Origin of the sequence: Neoakkermansia glycaniphila (assembly GCF_900097105.1) — a bacterium.
In the GTDB taxonomy this organism is placed as follows: Bacteria; Verrucomicrobiota; Verrucomicrobiia; order Verrucomicrobiales; family Akkermansiaceae; genus Akkermansia; species Akkermansia glycaniphila.
In genome coordinates, this window is sequence record NZ_LT629973.1 from 1,816,525 (window position 1) to 1,835,455 (window position 18,931).

An 18,931-nucleotide genomic window follows, 5' to 3' on the forward strand; every position below is an offset into this window, starting at 1 on the left:
TGCTAAAATCGGTTTGCTTTGTTACTATTGGCGGCAACGGCAGGTGCAGGGTGCGCCTGCTGTTGCTTCATTAGCCAATGCACACAGCGAGAATATCTTCTGAAAAACTTCTCTCCACCTATCGAGCTGCCTTGATGGGGCTGGCCATGCTGGGCATCATGCTGCATCACTTCGATAAGCTCGAAGGCATGCATTATACGTTCTTTCCTTTCGATTTTGCAGGGCCTGCCGTGTTGTGGTGGGGCGTGGAGGTTTTTTCTTCTTTCTTTCCGGTCTGGGGTGCTACCATTCCTGCTGCAAGAGCGGTACATGGGTGTTTTACAAGAGGAGAATTTTGCGTGTTCTGCCTGCCGCCTTGATCGCCGGTATTTGCAAGCTCTGCATCATGCAGGCTCCGCTTCAATGGTACGATATACGCTATTTGCTGGGAATCAATCTTTGGTTTATCGAAGCCTATTTTGTGTATATTCTGTTGCTGCCGCTGTTGATTCGGGTGTTGCATGCCCCCAACCGCGTGCGGCTTCCTCTGCTGTGCCTGCTGCTGGCAGTGTTGATGTTTGCTGCCGATCTGGCCGGCCATGTGTTCCCAGCCGGCTGGGTTTCCCGTTTTCATGAGTTGATTACCCGTTCTCCCGCTTTTATTCTTGGTGCCGTGTGGGCGTATCTGTACAGCCGTCAAAGAGATGTTCTGGCGATGGTGGCATGGCCGTGGCAGGTTGTGATCATTGCTGCAGGTTCGGGTGCGTACTTTTACCTTTTGGACGGGGCGCCCCAGTTCCACAAGGGTCCCGTCAACATTATTGTGATTCTGGCGGGCATCATTCCGTTCGTCACATATTTACTGGCTCGGCTTTTCTCCGCTTTGTCAAAGTATCGCCTGTTTTCTTCGGTTCGGTCATTTTTGGCATGGATGGGTATGTTGAGCCTGGAACTTTATCTGGTGCATGAGTTTATTTTCGCGCAACTCGAATCTTCCGTTCTGTCGCATCTGCCGCCTTTGTGTTTCCTGCTGGTTCTTTTCCTTATTTCCTGCTTGAGCGCGTGGCTGCTGCATGTTTGCGCCCGGAAATCGGTTCAAATCGTCGCCAAATTTGCGTCGCATGAGACCAAACAGGCATAAACACGCTTGCGACTGCACGAAAAAGCATTATAATCTTCGTACTCTCTCATGAATACCGCGCCGGATGTTACTATCGTCACTGTATGCTTCAATGCACGCGAGCAGTTGCCCGCCTGCATCCAGTCCGTGTACGAGCAGAAGCAGGACGGTCTGAGCATTGAGCATCTGGTCGTCGACGGAGCTTCGACGGACGGTACTCCCGGCTATCTGGAGGAGCAGTTGCAGGCGGGGCGCATCGAGCGCTATGTGAGTGAGCCGGATCAGGGGATTTACGATGCCATGAATAAGGCTCTCCGGCTTGCCCGCGGTACGGTGATCGCGTTTTTGAATGCCGACGACCGTTTTCTGCCGGGAGCCATCCGCAAGCTGGCGTCTCCCATTCTCGAAGGCGGGGCGGATTATGCGTTCGGCGGTGCGCGCAAGGAGAGCGGCGGGCAGTTTCTCGAATCATGGTCGCCGAATGTCAAGAAGGCGTATATTGCATGTCCCTATTGCCATCAGACGCTTTTTTGCCGAACCGATATCATGCGTGAGATCGGCGGGTTCGACGATCAGGCGTTCCGTATTGCAGCCGATTGCGATTTCATGTGCCACCTTCTTGACCGCAAGCTGAGGTATCGGTGTTTTGAGGAAGATCTCGTTGCGTTCAGCGTCGATGGCGCTTCATCCAATTCTCCGAAGGCGGCGGCGGACGATATGGTGCTGTTGCTGTGGAAGCATTGGGATGTGCTGTTTCAAAGGGCGCGGACTGAAAGGGATTTTGCCGAGTTTCTGACCGTCGATCTGCTGAACAAGGTTCGTTTGCTTGAGACATGCGGCCATATCAGGAATAAGGATATCCGGCCATTTGCGAGCCATCTCGACCGTATGTGGAGCGATCTTGAGCAAGCCGGAGGTTGGCCGAACCTGAACCTGTTTTCGCGCGTTCGCCGCCATTTCATCCAGCCGCTGCTGGAGCGCGGGAGGCTTGGCTCCGTGGCGCGGGCGAGCATGCTCTGGTATTCCTACAGAAACCAGTTGCCTGCTATCCATCCATACAAGGATGATGTGTTGAGAACCTATACTCTGTCCGGCTATATGAGGCTTGTTGCCGGCAAGCTGAAGGTCAAACTGCATGAAACATTCTCTATATTCCATGGAAAACGATAATATACAAACCTATTCCATTGCCTTTTCGGCAGACAAGGATTTCTCCGTGCCTTTGGGGATTGCCATTTATTCGCTTTTGCTGCATGCCAAGCCGGGTCGCCATTTCGATATACATGTGCTCGACGGCGGTGTGACGGAGCAGGGCAAGGCCATGATTGAGGATTTGAAGGCGGATTACCCCTGTTTCGATGTCACCTACTGGGATCTGTCGAATCAATTTAACGATCTTCCGAGCAATTTCCGCTTTACCGTAGCCACCTACTACCGCTTGCGCCTGGCCAATTTGCTGCCGCACGTCAGCAAAATCTTTTATACGGATGCCGATGTGTTGATTTGCGATGATCTGGAAGAGCTTTTCCAAATCGATCTCGGCGAGTGCTATGCCGGAGCCACGCAAGAACTCAGCGCTGCTCGCGAAGGCCATGAAGGATTGAACGCCTATCGCGAGGCGTTCGACGTGCCGGATGATGGTACGCCCTACTATTGTGCGGGACAGCTGTTGCTCGATCTCGACCGGATCCGGCAGGACGGTATTGAGGACAGGATGATGGGGAAGGTGTATTCCGTTCCACCCGAAGTGCTGGGTGCGCCGGATCAGGATATCATCAACAGCGTGATGCACGGCAGGATCAAAACCATTCCGTACAAATACGGTTCCATTGCCTTTTTTGAAGACAGAATTCTGCGCGGCAACTATCTGGAAGATATAGGAGCATGCTGCGCCTATACCGAAGCGGAGTTGAAGGAGGCGGCGCAGCATCCCGCCGTGATCCACTACGCGACGGCCAAACCCAATATCCTTGTGGGCCCGCGCAATAGGCAGGAAGCCATGTTCTTCGATTTATGGAAAGTTTCGCCGTGGCGGCACTGTGTGCCCTATGAACCTCTGAAGATTCGTGAAGTGGCGAACCGCACGAGGCCCTGTGTCGGCAAGATGCTGATGCTTTTCCCTCGCATGGCCATTCGCTGCCCGCGTCTCCTGAAGATGTACGGGAAATTGCTCTCGGCGGGGACGCGGCTCGTTCGCACGAAGTCCTGAAGCAGCGGTTTATCCGTTCTGGCGGAAGATGCGTTCTTTCACTTTGCCTGTGTAATATCTCCACAGGAATACGGCGGGCGAGTGCATCATGGCCTGCGCCAAGAGGAGTTCCCGAGGGGGCATATCCTGCCCGGCATGGGGCGCCTGCTCCCGGAGGCGGCGGAGAACGGGGCGTGCGCGCCGCAGCACCGGAAGTTTCCATTCTCGGCTGACGCGGTAGAAAGTCCAGTGGAAGAAGGCGAATGCACGGCGGAACAGGACATCGTGTGCTTCTCCGTTTTCGGGAAGCCGGGCTGTACAGTATCTTTCCATTTCCTCCACTTCGTCGAACGCGCAGAATGCTTTCTGGCGGCTTTTCATGGAGGCGTTCGGGTTGCTTTGCCGGTAGTACAGCAAAGGGAGCCGGACGAAGCCCATTTCGCCGCATTGGGCCAGCACTTTGAAGAAGAAGGAAGAGTCCTGATAGGATGCTCCGGGCGTTTCAAGGAATCGAATGTCGTTTTCTTCCAGCCAGGAGCGTTTGTAGATGCCGGCCCAGATAGCGGCATGCTCATGAAAGATTTCCGTGCATGCGAGGGGTGAGGCTTTGTGTTCTTCTGTCTGTTCTCCGCACAGGCAGGATGAAGAGGGGTGCATATTGCCATCATCCCAGTAATCGAACCACAAGCAGCGGACATAGGGTACCTGCAACCGATTGATGGCCTCGATCAACACTTCATACATGTCCGGAGCAATGAAGTCGTCCGATTCCACGATGCCTACGAATTCGCCTGTTGCCATGGATAGGCCGATATTCATGGAATGCCCATATCCCGAATTTTTCTTGTGTACGACGCGCACGCGGGCATCCCTCTGTGCATAGGCGTCCAGAATCGCCGGGCTGCCGTCCGTAGAGCCGTCGTCGATGCAAATGATTTCAAAGTCGCGAAAAGATTGATTCAGAAGAGAATCCAGGCATTGCGCCAGATATTGCTCGACGTTGCAGACGGGAACGATGATAGAGAGAACAGGCATGGTATGCCCGCATCTTAACATTGCCTTGAGCCGGACTCAAGACCGGAAAAGGCGCATGGTGCGTGTTGCCGCCTTACCTTTGATGCATCGTGAGGGATATGGCGGCGCGTTCCGCAAGCCGTCTTGCCAGATACCCCGGTTTCGAGCGTGCGATTTTTCTTTTGAGCAATTCGATCCAAACGACTTTTGCATAACGACCGTCGGCAATGTTTCTCAATATGCCGAATTCGGGATACTGCAACATGGTTGTCCAGCCATGCAAGAGCAGAATTTTCTGCATTTGATGGAAGCCGGTTTTGCGGGCAGAGGCCGGGAGTTTGAAGAAAAAGTTTTGGAAGAGGTGTTGAACCAAGGGTAAGAGGTTTTTTCCGACCCGGTCGAAAATTCCCAATTGCTGCCATTTCTCGGAGCATGCGACCATTTGCTGCAAGAGCGTAGCATAGGTTTGTTCGGCTTTTTTGAGATTGGTATAGTCTTTCGTGATGGATGCCGGGCGGCCGTATCGATAGTAGTAGAGGACATCATCGATGCGAAACAGAGCTCGGCAGGCCGGGAGTGCGGATGCATTGAATACCAGATCTTCGCCGGTCATGCCTTCAATAAAGCGGACGTCGTTCTTTTCGAGCATCTCCCGCCTGTAGATTTTGTTCCATAGATAAACAAGCGTTTGATGGATGCCTTCGTACCGGAAGTCGGGCATGTCCTGCGTCGGTACGTCATGCCATTGTTGCAGTATTCCGCCTAAAAGGCCCGGATCCGACTGATGGATCAATTTGACGCTGCATTCCACGACATCCGCGTTTTTCGATTTGGCGATGGATACCATGCGTTCGAACATGTACGGATGGATGTAATCGTCGGGATCTACAAATCCGATGTATTCCCCTGTTGAAGCACGAAGCCCCGTGTTGCGAGCAGACGAAACGCCGCCATTGGGTTGGGAGATAATGCGGAAGTGCGAGTCTTTGGAAGAGTATTCCTGCAGGATATTCAACGATGCATCGGTTGATCCATCGTTGATGCAGATGATTTCGATATCCTGCAGTGTTTGCCGGCAAATACTATCCAGGCTTTCCCGGAGATACGCCGCTACATTATAAACAGGCACAATGATTGAAACAAGAGGCATATCGTCAGTCAGGGAACGCGAAGGAACTATACAAATTTGATCGGTTCGAGTCAATGAAATACGGTGGAGGCATTGCCGGGCAGATGTGTGCAGCGTATTTGCAGACGATGTCGCATGAATCCGGCCTGTGCCGGAATATCGCATGCGCATACTCATGCACTGCGTTGAGCGGGATGTTCATTTGCCGGTTTGGCGCATATCCTGTCCGGTGGTGCCGAATGGGGGTATTTTTGCGAATAATCAAGCGGATTCGATATCCGCTTGCTTTTTTCTGCATCAAACGGTAGATAATCAAGTAGTCAATACTTTTTGGTTTTTTTGCCTCATGGTTGGTTTTCTTGATAAAATGATAAGAACGAACAAATTGCTTGTCGTGCGGATATCGAATCTGTTACGATGCCCGCGAGAATGACTCAGGAATCATATCGATCGAAAAGGAATGTTGCCGATGTGCCTGTTCTGGCGACGGCTCATACATGTACGGGCTGTGCCGCTTGCGCCAATATATGCCCGACTTCGGCGATTTCCATACGCCTGAATGCGGACGGCTTCTATAATTCATTGATCGAAGAAGAACTATGTATTCGTTGCAATAAGTGTGCCAAAGTCTGCCCCATTTTACAGGATGGCCCGGAACAGGAGGCTCCGCCGGCTGCTCCCTTGGCGTATTCCGCGTGGTCTCTCGATGCAGCGGTAAGGGAGCAGAGTTCTTCCGGTGGCATGTTTACGGAGCTGGCCCGCCATATTTTGCAGTCTGGCGGGATTGTGGTAGGGGTTGCGTTGGATGAAGAGCTCCATGCACGACATGTTCTGGTGCGGGATGAGCAGTCGCTGGCATCGCTTCGAGGCGCCAAATATACGCAGAGTTTTCTGGATCACAAGATTTTCAGGGAAATTGCTCAGGAGCTGAAGAAGAAGACTCCCGTGCTTTTTACGGGGACCGCATGCCAAACGGCGGGCTTGCAAAGTTATCTGGGCAGGAATGATCCTAATCTGATCCTGTGCGATGTGATTTGCCATGGCGTGCCTTCCATTCATCTGCTGGACCGCTATAAAAGCCATCGGGAACAAATGGCAGGCAAAAAACTCGAGCATATCGCATTTCGCCACAAGGAGAGGGCCGGATGGCAGCATTCCCACGTCAAACTGACGTATGAAGGCGGGAGTACCCAGACGGTCAATCCGGCGGATGACGTCTACATGCAGGCATTCCTGAATGATCTGTGCCTGAACGAAACATGCCATAACTGCCAGTTCAACGATTTTCCCCATTGTTCGGATTTGACCTTGGGCGATTTCTGGGGGCTTGAGCACCTGCATCCCACATGGGATTTGCGGCAAGGCGCTTCGCTTGTCCTCGTGCATACGGACAAGGGGAAGGAGTTGCTCGGCCAATTGAAAGATCGTATTTTCCTTTCCCGCGAACCGTTGGATGAGGCATTGTTCGATAATGTGTCTTTCCTCAGGTCATGGCCCGAGCCCCGGGGGCGCCAAGCCATGTTGGATGAGCTGTCCGGCCGTCTATCGCTGCCCGAACTGGTTCGGAAGCGCATGGATTCTTTGCTTCCCCGCTATGATGTGGGTATTGTCGGTCTCTGGTATTCATGTAATTATGGTGCTATCCTGAACGGGTATGCGACGATGGCTGCGCTCAACGAGATGGGGTATAGTGCTGTGCTCATCGATACGGCTCCCCTGTCTGGCTCCCGGAGCAAGATGCTGCGTTATACGGATACATTGACGGTTTTTCGGCAATTTGCCAAGCGGTGGCTTCATACGACTCCCCCGATGGCGCATCCGCGGGATTTGGCGCGGTTGAATGAAATGGTCGATGTCTTTGCCAGCGGATCGGATCAGGTCTGGAACATCGGTTACAACGAGGGTCAGCAGCATATCGACGATTACAGCCTGCTGCGTTTTGCAAACCCGGAGAAAAAGCGTATCGCGATCGCTTCTTCATTCGGCCATGCAAACGATATTCGCAATCCGCAGCAAATGCGGCGTGCGAAGGGTATGCTTCAATGTTACGATGCGGTTTCGGTCAGGGAAGATTCGGCTCTTGATATTTTGCGAAGCCAATACGGTATTCAGGGTACACATATTCTTGACCCAGTGTTTCTTTGTTCCCGGAAGAAATACGATGCCGTTTCTTTGCTTGCTCCGGTCCAGAGAACGGAACAGACGTATCTGGCTTCCTACCTTCTGGATCCGAGTGTCGGCAAGAAGGCTGTTCTCCAATATGCACAATCGGTGCTGGCGTGCCAGTCGGTACATATGCTTGACGCACAGTTTGATTTTACTTCCAAAAAACGGCAGATGGATCTTCCGGGAATTGAAGAAAATCTGACAGTCGAACAGTTCATCCATAATATTGCACACAGCCGGTATGTGATCACTGACTCCTTCCATGGTGCATGTTTTGCGATCATCTACCAACGCGATTTCATCTGTATCGGAAATGCCGAACGTGGAGCCGGCCGATTTCTTTCTCTTTTCAAGCAACTTGGCCTTCAAGATCGACTTGTATCCTCGGTCGATGAGGTTGTCGCGAAGAAACTATTGACGACGCCTATCGATTACCGGCGAGTTCATGCAACGATTTCTTCTCTGAAACAATATGCTCTTGATTGGCTCCAAAAAGTTTTACAAGAGCAGGCGTCTCCCCGGGTGCAAATGGAAAAAGAGAGGCTAGCGCGCGAAGTGAAAAGAAAGCGTTCCTGTTTTTCCTTGTTGTACAGAGTCAAAAGAATGAGCGCCGTGTATCAACTGTCCAAATCTCTTTTAGCTGTTCGTCGAGAGATCAGGCAGGCTCAGCCAGTTGTTCGCCATGCTCTGGGCCGGAGGGAATGGGTGATAAAGCAGCAGCTTAGAACCTACTTGCCCTTCTTGCGGCAACGCAAAGCGTGACGAGAACTGCGTCGGTATGGTGATTCCATCCATCATCCGCAACGACAAGAGAAATTTCGGAAGCCGAATATTTGTGAAGAACTTTATTTTCGAAGTTCTTTGGGTGTTCGGAGCGGAGAAAAGGGTATTTCTCCTCTTTGTGGGAGCGTAAAATTCTCACACGATGAAGGCGGAACGGCAGTAATTTGCTTCTGCCATCACATCTGGTGTGTGGGGGATACTGCGGTGATGAGGCGGGGCATGGCATGTGGTGAAAATATATAATGAAGAATGGCCGAATTCGGTTTGCAATTAAATGTAATGTTGCTGACGAAGTTCAGTGCATCTATATGTGAATAAAACGAATGAGATTCCATGCGAGTCTGATGTGATAGGAGAGCAGATTTATTATCCGGCGTCAAACACATTCGCGCAATTTATTCTTTGTCAATATATTCTATTTTCCGTAACGGCTACTGCATCGCATCTGATATGCACTCGCCATCACAATAAGTTCAATTCATGGGAATAAGAGAAAACAGTTAGATAGCGGATAATAAATCTGTTAACATTATTGAAAATGTTGCGATTGCAATATTGATTCGCCGGATGCTTCGACCAGGCAAACGAAACTAGGAATAGAACCTTCATCTCCATGTCAACTGCTATCATTCCTGCTTTTACCGAACGCAATATTCCCGTCGTTTTCTCGGCGGATGAGACGTATGCTCCCTATTTGGGGGTTACTCTCCAATCTCTTGTCGAACATGCATCGTCCGAATTCAACTACGATATCCTGATTCTGGACGGTGGTATCCTGCCGGAAATGAAGCGTACTCTGGCATCCATTCTGCCTAGCGGGAGTCAGCATTTTTCGTTACGGTATATTGATATGCAGAAGTACCGCGAGGAGTTGGACAAGCTTTTCGTGGACAGGCATTTGAGTTCGGCTACCTATTATCGCCTGATTCTTTCAAGTTTGCTGGAGGATTACGATTCCGTACTCTATCTGGATTGCGATTTGCTCGTTATGGACGATCCGGCTCTGTTGTACCGATGTGATCTGGAAGGTTACCTCGTCGCCGGCGTCAAGGAAATCGCTACTTATTGGATCGATCCTTCGTGGCATCAGGAATGGCATCAATCCATTGTGGAGCAGGGCGTCGAAAATCCTTTGCACAGTTTCAATGCAGGCGTTCTTCTGATGAATCTGAAAGCTTTCCGTGAAATAAAGCTCGAACGCCGTCTGCTGGATCTTGCTCGGAATAATCGTTTTATCCAGCATGATCAGGATGTTCTGAATATTGCATGTGAGAACAGGTGGCAGCTCCTTCCCGGCGAATGGAACTACCAATACCATCAATGCGCTCCCTATGAATTTTCCGAAGAAACGTCGCGACAGGAACAAACGATCATGGATGAGCCTGCCTCTTACAGGATTGTCCATTATATTCGGGATCAGAAGCCGTGGAGTCATCCGGACAAGCCTCTCGCTCCGTTATGGTGGGAATATGCTCGTCGTAATCCGTTTTATGCGGTCTTACGTGCGGGAGCTCCGGCGCGCGGTGTGTTGAGAGGTCGTTGGTTTGTCCATGGCATCGCCGCCGGTGTGGCTGGATTGTGTGCCAAGGTATCGCCTCCTTCCTTGCGGCGGAGATTCTCCCGCAAGGCTGAATACAGCAGGAAGGCTGCTCGTTCTCTGCGTGCGTTTCTGGCGATTACCCGGTAGAGGGTGGCCCGGTGCTGTCCGGATTCAGGCGTTTTGTGCGGTTTCGTGAAGTACTGCGCGGAGATCGCGTACGAAGCGGGGTACATTATGCACTTCTCGAATATAGGCTACGGCTTCTGCCGCCAAGCGGGTGCGCCGGGGCTCATCCTCCATCAGGCGGCGGACTGCATCCACGAATAGCGGAACCTGTTCGTAGCCATCGCCTAGTACAGTACCGACGAATTCGCCGAAACGTGCAGTAAGATCCTCCGGATTGCGGCAGCTGACCAGCAATGTACCATATGCCAGAGCTTCCAGAAATGAAATCGGCAGAGCTTCGTGGATGGATGTATTGACGAGAACTTTCGCTTCTTTCAGGAATGTCTCTTTCACCTCGCCGTCCACATGCCCGGCAAAATGCAGATTGGTCAGATTCTTGTAGGGAGCCATGATGGCCGTATTTTCATCTGCTTCCCGGAAGGTCTGTCCGAGCATGTAGAATTCGTATTCAGGAAGCGCTTTGGCAATTTCGCAGAACAGCCATCCGCGCTTGACCGATTCGATGCGACCCAGAAAGATGACGTGGTTCTTTTTGGGAAATGTGGTCACATCGAACTTCAGATCGAGATCGATTGGATTCGGCAGGTATTGGATCGGTACGTTGTTGGGAAGCCGGTACAGGTCGATCGCCTTCTCATTCAGGAAATGCGCCTGCGAGACGAAGCGGATACGCCCCTGTCGGTACCATTCATGGGCGTAGTCGTATAATGACTGATTGTAGTAGCACGGTTCGGGAAATTTCTCGACCGTATTGATTTCTCTCCATTCGGACCATGGGCGAGGATCCTGAATCCAGAGAACAAGTTTCTTGTCTTTTCTGGGCTCATGGCGCAGGAAGAAGTCTGTGACCAGCTCGACGCTCAAATAGACATCGTAATTCTTCCACCACAGCCACAGCCGCGCCAAGCCGAAGCGGGAAGGAAGCCGATACAGGTTGACGCCATCCACTTGCGTTTTCCGGAATTTATAGCGGGTTTGGTCAACTAGAACGTCCAATTCGATATCTTCGTCGGGGATATACTTGGCAATGTATTTTCGGGCCAAAAATCCGTAACCACCGAAAGCTGTGCCGTCCGCGCCGAAAAACTCATTGATGATCAAAGCGACCTTGATCTTTCTTTTCTTTTTTTGCATACCAACCTGAGTAAAGTAAGTCTTTGGAACGGAGTGCCGTTACTCCTGCCGTGGACATGAGCAATTATACCAAGAGGCGAAACGGCATAGCAAGAAGCAAATAGGAAAAATTTCAGACAGAATGGCCGTTTTCCCCATGGAACGCCGGTAATCGATGCTGTTCCGGAGACAGGATGGCTTCCATATCTCTTTCCTTTTTAATCCCCCAGTTGCGAAGACCGGGCCAGGGGGCAAGTTGCGAAATGAGCGCATACGCCTGTTTTTTACACTTTCGGAACCGTGTAAAATGGCGGTCAAGGGAACAATCGTCTAATTCGAAGGGGAGTCCATCGTTCCGGATATCCTCAACCATGCGCGTAACGGCGGCCCGCAAGCCTGCCTTGCAGGACTCGATTCCGGCGATATATCCGATCGGCTGCCATTCGAAGGAAGGAACATCCTCCAGAGAGAAAGACAAGGAGTCTTCTCCGGAGCGTCCGATGGATGCAAAGTAGTCGTTATATTTGAAAGCTGGGAAATCGGAAAGTTTGAGCCACTTGTTGGGAATGTGGTAGGCGTCGGCGATCACAAGACCGTGCAGGGAACTTGATACGATGGCAGAGCAGGATGCGATTTCCCGAACGACTTCAGGAGCGTCACGGCAAACGTCGATGTAAAGATAACCAGGATCATTTTTGAATCTCTGCAGTCCTGCAAGATGCCTCTCACTATGATGAACCAAAATTCCGATTTTCCCGGAACGAGGTGCTTCTCCGAACACGTCTCTTGCCAGAATGCCCATGTCACCAAGAGCCGTTTCTTCTCCGAGCCCCAGGCAACGGCGTGTCAAAGGCCCCCTCACGGCATATGCCCGGGCGTTTTTGAAGACGCGCGTCATTTCATAAAACAAGCCGGTGCCCAGCAGCATCATGGCGCGGTTCGGATATGTATCCTGCAATAGAGTACCGATGACCAATAGCCGGGCCCGGTTCCGGTGGGTCACCGGGAAGAAGCCGATCTCTCCGGCAGGCAGTAATTTTTCAAGCAAATAGGGAGTCAGGCGGTCTCCGAAGTTCATCATATCTTCACAAGGTGTGGACCACCAGTATGTCGCGATCTTCTTCATGGGCAAAAAGCATTGATGTCAGATGTCAATGAGAAACAAAGCGAATCCGACCGAAGGCTGTTCTAGCAGATTTCAAATCCGCAGTCAAGCATTGCTCGGTCGTCGGTTGCCATAAAGCTTCATATGGCAAATACAATGGGGAGGAGATGGCTATAAATGTTTGATTTGAAATTATATTGCAAAAAACAATAAAAAGATAAAAAATATATCAATATATTGTTATGTAATTTAAATTGAATAAAATGAAAATAATATTAAATAACATGTGCGATAAGCTGATTTGAAATCCGCAGGCTGTCAAAAATACGTGTTTTTTCGATTTCATGCTAGCCGATACCCAAGACCATGTGTTCGCTGAGATTGATTCTTCACGATTTCCTGTTGTGAAATAAGCATTGCAAATTCGCTGAGCCATGTTACACTCCATCCACCCAAACACCCAATGTTTGGAAATTCACCAATCACACACCATCATCATATGGATATCATACATGACAACGACGCTGACCTCAGCGTGATGAACGGCAAGACCGTTGCCGTGATCGGATACGGCGCGCAGGGCCGCGCACAGGCGCTTTGCATGCGCGACTCCGGCCTCAACGTCATCATCGGCGTCCGCCCCGGCAAATCCTTTGACGCTGCCACGCAGGAAGGCTTCCAGGTCATGAGCGTCGCCGAAGCTGCTGACAAGGCCGACGTGATCCACATTCTCCTCCCGGACGAAAACCACGGCGCCGTCTACGAAAACGAAATCAAGCCCCACCTTAAGCCGGGCAAGACCCTCTGCTGCTCCCACGGCTTCGCTTACGTCTTCAACACCATCGTACCGCCCGCCGATGTGGACGTGATCATGGTCGCCCCCAAGGGACCCGGCACCGAAGTGCGCCGCGTCTTTGAAGAAGGCTTCGGCTGCCCCGGCCTCATCGCCGTGCATCAGAACCCCTCCGGCAATGCCCGCAACGTGGCTCTCGCCATGGCCAAGGCCGAAGGCCTCACCCGCGGCGGCGTGCTCGAATGCACCCTCGCTCAGGAAACCTACGAAGACCTCTTCGGCGAACAGAACGTCCTCTGCGGCGGCATGGTCGACCTGATGAAGTACGGCTTCGAGACCCTCATCGAAGCCGGATACCCGGCTGAAATGGCCTACTTCGAATGCGTACACGAAGCCAAGCTCATCGTGGACCTTATCTACGCCGGCGGCATCCAGCGCATGAACGAAGTGATCTCCAACACCGCCGAATTCGGCGAGTACTACAATGGCCCGCAGATCCTGACGCCCGACGTCAAGGAACGAATGAAGGAATCCCTCAAGCGCATCGAGAGCGGCAAGTTCGCCAAGGACTGGCTCGAAGAAGCCGCCAAGGGAGCCCCCAACCTCAAGGCCAAGCGCGAAGAACTCGGACAGCACCCCGTCGAAATCGTCGGCGCCAAGATCCGCAGCCTCTTCGAACGCAAGTAAACCGCTTGCTTTCCCATCTGCACGGGGCGCCGCCGGATACACGGCTGCGCCCCGTCTTCCTTCCGCCCCTTTTCCTCTCTCTACATCACCCAGCCCGCCGCCGCGCCATGAGCACCCCCGCCGTCCACATCGAAAATGCCCGCGTCTTCCTCGGAGGCCGCGAAATCCTCCGCAACATCAACTGGCAGGTCGCCCAGGGAGACCGCTGCTTCATCCTCGGAGCCAACGGCGCAGGTAAAACCACCCTCGTCAAGCTACTGATGGGCTACGCATGGCCCCTCTACGGCGCGAAAATCCAAACGCTGGGCGAAACCTTCGGCCATGTCAACCTCGTCGAACACCGCAAGCGCATCGCGTGGGTCAGCCCCTTCATGCACCAGTGGCTCGGCGACCGCTCTTGGACGGGCAGGGAAATCGTTCTCTCCGGCCTCGACGGCACCATCGGCCTCTTCCGCGACACCACGCCCGAAGAGGAAGCCCTCGCCCTCAGGCACATGCAGGCCCTGCGCGCCGAGCATCTGGCGGATCGCACCGTCGTCACCATGTCCTCGGGAGAGCAGGTCAAAATCCTCATCGCCCGCGCCCTGATGACCAGCCCGGAGCTGATGATTCTCGACGAACCCAGCGTCTACCTCGACATCGCCGGGCGCGAGTACCTCCTCCGCACCATTGCGGACTTCGCCGCCACCCGCCCCGACCTCACCATCATCTTCATCACCCAGCGCATCGAAGACATCCTGCCCGAATTCACCACCGGCCTGATTCTCAAATCCGGGGAAATCGCCGCCAGCGGTAGCCGCGAAACCGTTCTCACCGAAGAGAACCTTCGCCACGCCTTCGACCTCGACATTCGCCTCATCAAAACCGACACGGGCCGGCTCTGGACCGTGATCGACTGACGCCTTATTCTTCACCTCTCACGCCGCCTTGCCGCCATGGAACTCAAAAAACCCGTTCGCCGCACCCTCGCCCGCCAGATCCTCGACGCGATGGAAGACATGATCCGCCTCGGCAAATGGAAGATCGGCGACCGCATTCCTTCCGAGCCGGAACTGGCCAAAACCTTCTCCGTCAGCCACAACACCATCCGCGAAGCCGTCCAGACCCTCATCCATGCCGGTATTCTCGCCGCCCGCCCCGGAGACGGCACCTACGTCATCGCGGACAACCGCTTCGCCGTCGCCATGAACAACCGGCTGCACGAAGCCGAACTCTCCAAAATCCTCGAAGCGCGCCTAGCCCTCGAAAAAGAGATCGCCCGCCTCGCCGCCGCCCACCGCACGGACGAAGACCTCGCCCGCCTCGAAACCGCCCTCGCCAAATGCCGGAAGAAGGACGGCAACGGTATCGAAGACGATATGGCCTTCCATGCTCTTGTGGCCGAAGCCACCCACAACCCCATACTGGCCGATCTCTACCGCATCATCATCGGCCACCTCCGGCAAAACCTCGAAACCCTCCTCGAGGAAAAGCAATACACCCCCTCCGCGATGGCCCTGCACGACGATCTCCTGCAAGCCATCCGCTCCCGCCACGCCGACGCTGCGGAAAACATCATCGTGCAAATCGTCGCCTTCGACACGGCGAGTATTCGAGGATAAGTCGGCCTCCAGCCACAAAAAAGCCCTTCCCGAAGGAAGGGCCGGAAAATGCTTTGAAAGACCGGTGTGGCTGGCTTGCAGCCGGGGAATCGGTTTGCATTTCAAATTTTGTCTTGAATCCACAGGAATAATAGATATATTGACTCCAATAGTCAATATCTAACATGCAAAACATTACCTTTTCTTTTGATGTCGGTTACGCCTCTATCGGTTGGGCTGTTGTGCAGGCTCCTGCACAGCCGGAACAAGATCCCGGCATTGTCGCTTGCGGCACTGTACTCTTTCCGTCCGACGATTGCCAGGCGTTCCAGAGGCGGAATTACCGAAGGCTGCGCCGCAATATCCGCTCGCGGCGCGTCCGTATTGAAAGAATCGGCAAGTTGCTGGTACAGGCCGGTATCTTGACGCCGGAAGAAAAAGCCACCCCCGGCCATCCGGCCCCGTTCTTTCTCGCTGCTCAAGCGTGGCAGGGCATCCGGCAACTCTCTCCGCTTGAAGTCTGGCACATCCTGCGCTGGTATGCCCACAATCGGGGATATGATAACAATGCCGCATGGGCGACCGTCTCCACGAAAGAAGATACGGAAAAAGTAAACAATGCGCGCCACCTCATGCAGAAGTTCGGCGCAGAGACGATGTGCGCCACTCTCTGCCATGCCATGGAGCTGGATATGGATGTTCCGGATGCAGCAATGACCGTATCCACTCCCGCCTACCGCACGCTCAACTCGGCATTTCCTCGCGATGTCGTCCAGCGTGAAGTACTGGACATTCTTCGTCACAGTGCATCCCACATCAAGGAATTGACGCCGGAGATCATCCGACTCATCGCCCAGCAGGAAGACTTGTCCACCGAGCAGCGCAGCGAACTGGCCGCAAAAGGAATACGCCTCGCCAGACGGTATCGTGGCAGCCTCCTGTTCGGGCAGTTGCTGCCGCGTTTCGACAATCGCATCATTCGCCGGTGCCCCATTATTTGGGCGCATACTTTCGAGCAGGCGAAAACAAGCGGCATGAGTGAAAAAGAGGCGCAGGCGCTTGCGGACAAAGTCGCCAAGGTGCCGACCGCAGACTGTCCCGAATTCTATGCCTACCGCTTCGCCCGCATCTTGAACAACCTGCGGGCGAACGGTCTGCCCCTTCCTGTCGAGGTGCGGTGTGAACTCATGCAAGCTGCCCGGGCGGAAGGAAAACTGACTGCCGCAAAAATCAAAAAGGAAATCATGCGCCTCATGGGAGATGTAGAAAGCAATATCGATCATTACTTCCACCTTCACCCCGATAGCGAAGAGGCACTCATTCTGGATCCGGCTATGGAATGCCTGCACCGTACCGGATTGTATGATGCTCTTTCTTCTGTCGTACGGAGAGTTGCTCTAACGCGTCTTCGCCGAGGCAAAATCTGTACTCCCGCCTACCTGCGAGACATGATGCTTCGCCACGGAGAAGATACGCAGGCGCTTGATCTGGCCATCGCGAAACAACAGGGCAGAAAGGCGCCCCGGCCCCGTAAAAACGATACGGACGCTTCTGCCGATGCGTCCATCGCATGGCAAGACAAGCCGCTGGCGCCGAAAACAGCCAGCGGGCGGGCTCCTTATGCCCGTCCCGTCCTGCGTCAGGCCGTTGATGAAATCATGAATGGAGAGGATCCGACCAGACCGGCCCTCGATGAACAACATCCGGACGGTGAAGACAAGCCTTCGCACGGTTGTCTGTACGGCCTGCTGGATCCTGCGTCCAAAGAAAACGAGTACCTGAACAAGCTCCCGCTCGATGCTTTGACCAATAACCATCTTGTCCGGCACCGCATGCTGATTCTCGATCGGCTTACGCAGGATCTCGTCCGGGAATTCGCCGATGGCGATCCCTCCCGCGTCGAACGGTTCTGCATCGAAGTCGGGCGCGAGTTGAGCGCATTCTCTGGAATGACTTCCAAACAAATCCAGAGCGAGTTGAATGAGCGTATGAAACATTTCAAATCCGCCGTTGCCTATCTCGCCAAGCATGCGCCGGACATGGCCACAAGCGCGGGACTCATCCGCAAATGCCGCATCGCCATGGACATGAATTGGCAATGCCCCTTTACGGGACAAACTTACATGCCCTACGACCTTCCGAAACTCGAAAGGGAACACATCGTTCCCTATGCCAACCGTAAAACAGATGCCCTCTCCGCGCTCGTTCTCACATGGCTGGCAGTCAATAAAATGAAAGGAAAACGCACCGCCTACCAATTCATCAAGGAATGTGAAGGTCAATCGGTGCCCGGCCGCAATCAAAACATTGTCAGTGTCAAACAGTATGAAACATTTGTCGAAAAACTGGATACGAAAGGACATGCAGACGATGCCAAACGCAAGAAAACGCGGAAAAAACTCATGATGGTGGATCGGCTCTCCTCACAAGGGACAAATGGAGAGAGCGAGCTCGACTTTACCGAAGGCATGATGACACAGAGCTCACATCTGATGAAAATTGCGGCCCGGGGAGTACGCAAAAACTTTCCTCACGCCACGGTCGACATGATACCCGGTGCCATCACCGGAACCGTGCGCAAAGCATGGAAAGTTGCAGGCTGTCTTGCCGGAATCTGTCCGGAGGCCGTTGATCCTGTCACCCACCGGATTCAGGACAAGGAAACCCTGCGCAGGCTGACACATCTGCACCATGCTCTGGATGCCTGCGTGCTGGGGCTGATTCCCCATCTCATTCCCGAACACCGTAGCGGACTCCTGCGTAAAGCTCTTGCCGCACGCCGTCTGCCGGAAAACGTACGCCAGGAAGTAGAATCCGCTGTCAGCAAAAGATATTATACCATCACGAAGGAATCGAAGCTCGAACTTCGAGACCTCCCTACCACATTGAAAAACTCCATCGCGGCGAAACTTTCCGAAGGCCGCGTCGTCCAACACATCCCGGCGGACATGAGCGGCGCAAAACTGGAAGAAACCATTTGGGGCATTGCCCCCGGGCAACACATCGACGACAATTCGGAAGTCGTCATCAGGCAGAAAAGCCTCAGCATCGGTAAAGACGGTAATCGTATCCGAACGCGGAAAACGGATAAACAAGGCAATCCGATTACGGAAAAGGCCAGCAAGCTCGTCGGCATCAAACCGACGGGAACATCCAAACTTCAGCCTATTCGCGGCGTCATCATCATCAAAGACAATTTTGCCATTGCGCTGGATCCTGTACCGACCATGATTCCTCACCACAATGTGTACAAAAGGCTCGAAGAACTACGCAAGCTCAATCATGGCCGCCATGTGCGCCTCTTGAAAAAAGGCATGCTGATTCGGTTGAGTCATCAGAAATCCGGCGACAAAAACGGAATGTGGAAAGTGCGCAGTATTCAGGATCAAGGATCGTCGGGATTGAAAGTCAATCTGCAGAGGCCGTACTACGCCGGAAAGATCGAAGACACAAGGACTGAAAACTGGAAGAACGTTAGCATAAAAGCCCTGCTTTCGCAAGGCATGGAAATCTTACCTACCACTTATTGCGGAACAACTCCATAAATT

At 53.1% G+C, this 18,931-nt stretch carries 14 protein-coding genes; 10 read left to right on the forward strand and 4 right to left on the reverse strand.

Features of this window, described 5'->3' with window-relative positions:
* The first annotated feature begins 77 nt into the window (after positions 1–77).
* Genes PYTT_RS13765 through PYTT_RS07545 form a run of 4 tightly spaced genes read left to right on the forward strand, consistent with a single transcriptional unit; the run spans position 78 to position 3,308 of the window.
* Positions 78–359: a hypothetical protein gene (locus tag PYTT_RS13765; protein ID WP_245741019.1), complete on the forward strand. Its 282-nt coding sequence runs from the start codon at positions 78–80 to the stop codon at positions 357–359.
* A complete protein-coding gene (locus tag PYTT_RS07535) occupies positions 314–1,120 on the forward strand; it encodes an acyltransferase family protein (protein WP_067777342.1) in 807 nt (268 codons plus the stop codon). The genes PYTT_RS13765 and PYTT_RS07535 overlap by 46 nt, the downstream gene beginning before the upstream one ends.
* A 48-nt stretch (positions 1,121–1,168) precedes the next feature.
* Positions 1,169–2,269 (forward strand): glycosyltransferase family 2 protein, encoded by a 1,101-nt coding sequence (locus PYTT_RS07540; protein WP_067777340.1) that lies wholly within the window; start codon positions 1,169–1,171, stop codon positions 2,267–2,269.
* A complete protein-coding gene (locus PYTT_RS07545; protein WP_067777337.1) occupies positions 2,256–3,308 on the forward strand; it encodes a glycosyltransferase family 8 protein in 1,053 nt (350 codons plus the stop codon). The genes PYTT_RS07540 and PYTT_RS07545 overlap by 14 nt, the downstream gene beginning before the upstream one ends.
* Before the next feature lie 9 nt (positions 3,309–3,317).
* On the opposite strand, the gene PYTT_RS07550 is transcribed toward PYTT_RS07545, so the two are convergent.
* Together PYTT_RS07550 and PYTT_RS07555 are read right to left on the reverse strand one after the other, a co-directional pair.
* Positions 3,318–4,322, reverse strand: coding sequence for a glycosyltransferase family 2 protein (locus PYTT_RS07550; RefSeq protein WP_067777334.1), 1,005 nt, complete (start codon positions 4,320–4,322; stop codon positions 3,318–3,320).
* A gap of 73 nt (positions 4,323–4,395) precedes the next feature.
* On the reverse strand, positions 4,396–5,451 hold the full coding sequence (locus PYTT_RS07555; protein WP_067777331.1) for a glycosyltransferase family 2 protein: 1,056 nt from the start codon (positions 5,449–5,451) through the stop codon (positions 4,396–4,398).
* A gap of 408 nt (positions 5,452–5,859) precedes the next feature.
* Here PYTT_RS07555 and PYTT_RS07560 point away from each other — a divergent pair, with 408 nt between their 5' ends.
* Together PYTT_RS07560 and PYTT_RS13035 are read left to right on the forward strand one after the other, a co-directional pair.
* Positions 5,860–8,358 carry a polysaccharide pyruvyl transferase family protein gene (locus PYTT_RS07560; protein WP_172801787.1) on the forward strand — a complete coding sequence of 833 codons (2,499 nt, stop codon included), beginning with the start codon at positions 5,860–5,862 and terminating at the stop codon, positions 8,356–8,358.
* Positions 8,359–8,992: 634 nt separating this feature from the next.
* On the forward strand, positions 8,993–10,066 hold the full coding sequence (locus PYTT_RS13035; RefSeq protein WP_083076914.1) for a glycosyltransferase family 8 protein: 1,074 nt from the start codon (positions 8,993–8,995) through the stop codon (positions 10,064–10,066).
* A gap of 24 nt (positions 10,067–10,090) precedes the next feature.
* Here the strand turns inward: PYTT_RS13035 and PYTT_RS07570 are convergent, their stop codons facing one another.
* A complete protein-coding gene (locus PYTT_RS07570; RefSeq protein ID WP_067777321.1) occupies positions 10,091–11,239 on the reverse strand; it encodes a glycosyltransferase family 4 protein in 1,149 nt (382 codons plus the stop codon).
* Between the two features lie 112 nt (positions 11,240–11,351).
* On the reverse strand, positions 11,352–12,149 hold the full coding sequence (locus PYTT_RS07575; RefSeq protein ID WP_176712518.1) for a polysaccharide pyruvyl transferase family protein: 798 nt from the start codon (positions 12,147–12,149) through the stop codon (positions 11,352–11,354).
* Between the two features lie 673 nt (positions 12,150–12,822).
* On the opposite strand from PYTT_RS07575, the gene ilvC reads away from it, so the two are divergent.
* The 4 genes from ilvC (at position 12,823) to PYTT_RS07595 (ending at position 18,928) form a co-directional block, all read left to right on the forward strand.
* On the forward strand, positions 12,823–13,803 hold the full coding sequence (gene ilvC / locus PYTT_RS07580) for a ketol-acid reductoisomerase (protein WP_067777318.1): 981 nt from the start codon (positions 12,823–12,825) through the stop codon (positions 13,801–13,803).
* A gap of 107 nt (positions 13,804–13,910) precedes the next feature.
* Positions 13,911–14,702: an ABC transporter ATP-binding protein gene (locus PYTT_RS07585; RefSeq protein WP_067777317.1), complete on the forward strand. Its 792-nt coding sequence runs from the start codon at positions 13,911–13,913 to the stop codon at positions 14,700–14,702.
* A 36-nt stretch (positions 14,703–14,738) separates the two neighbouring features.
* Entirely contained in the window at positions 14,739–15,404 is a 666-nt protein-coding gene (locus PYTT_RS07590) for a FadR/GntR family transcriptional regulator (protein ID WP_067777316.1), read from the forward strand.
* Between the two features lie 164 nt (positions 15,405–15,568).
* Positions 15,569–18,928: an HNH endonuclease domain-containing protein gene (locus PYTT_RS07595; RefSeq protein ID WP_067777314.1), complete on the forward strand. Its 3,360-nt coding sequence runs from the start codon at positions 15,569–15,571 to the stop codon at positions 18,926–18,928.
* The last annotated feature ends 3 nt before the right edge of the window (positions 18,929–18,931 follow it).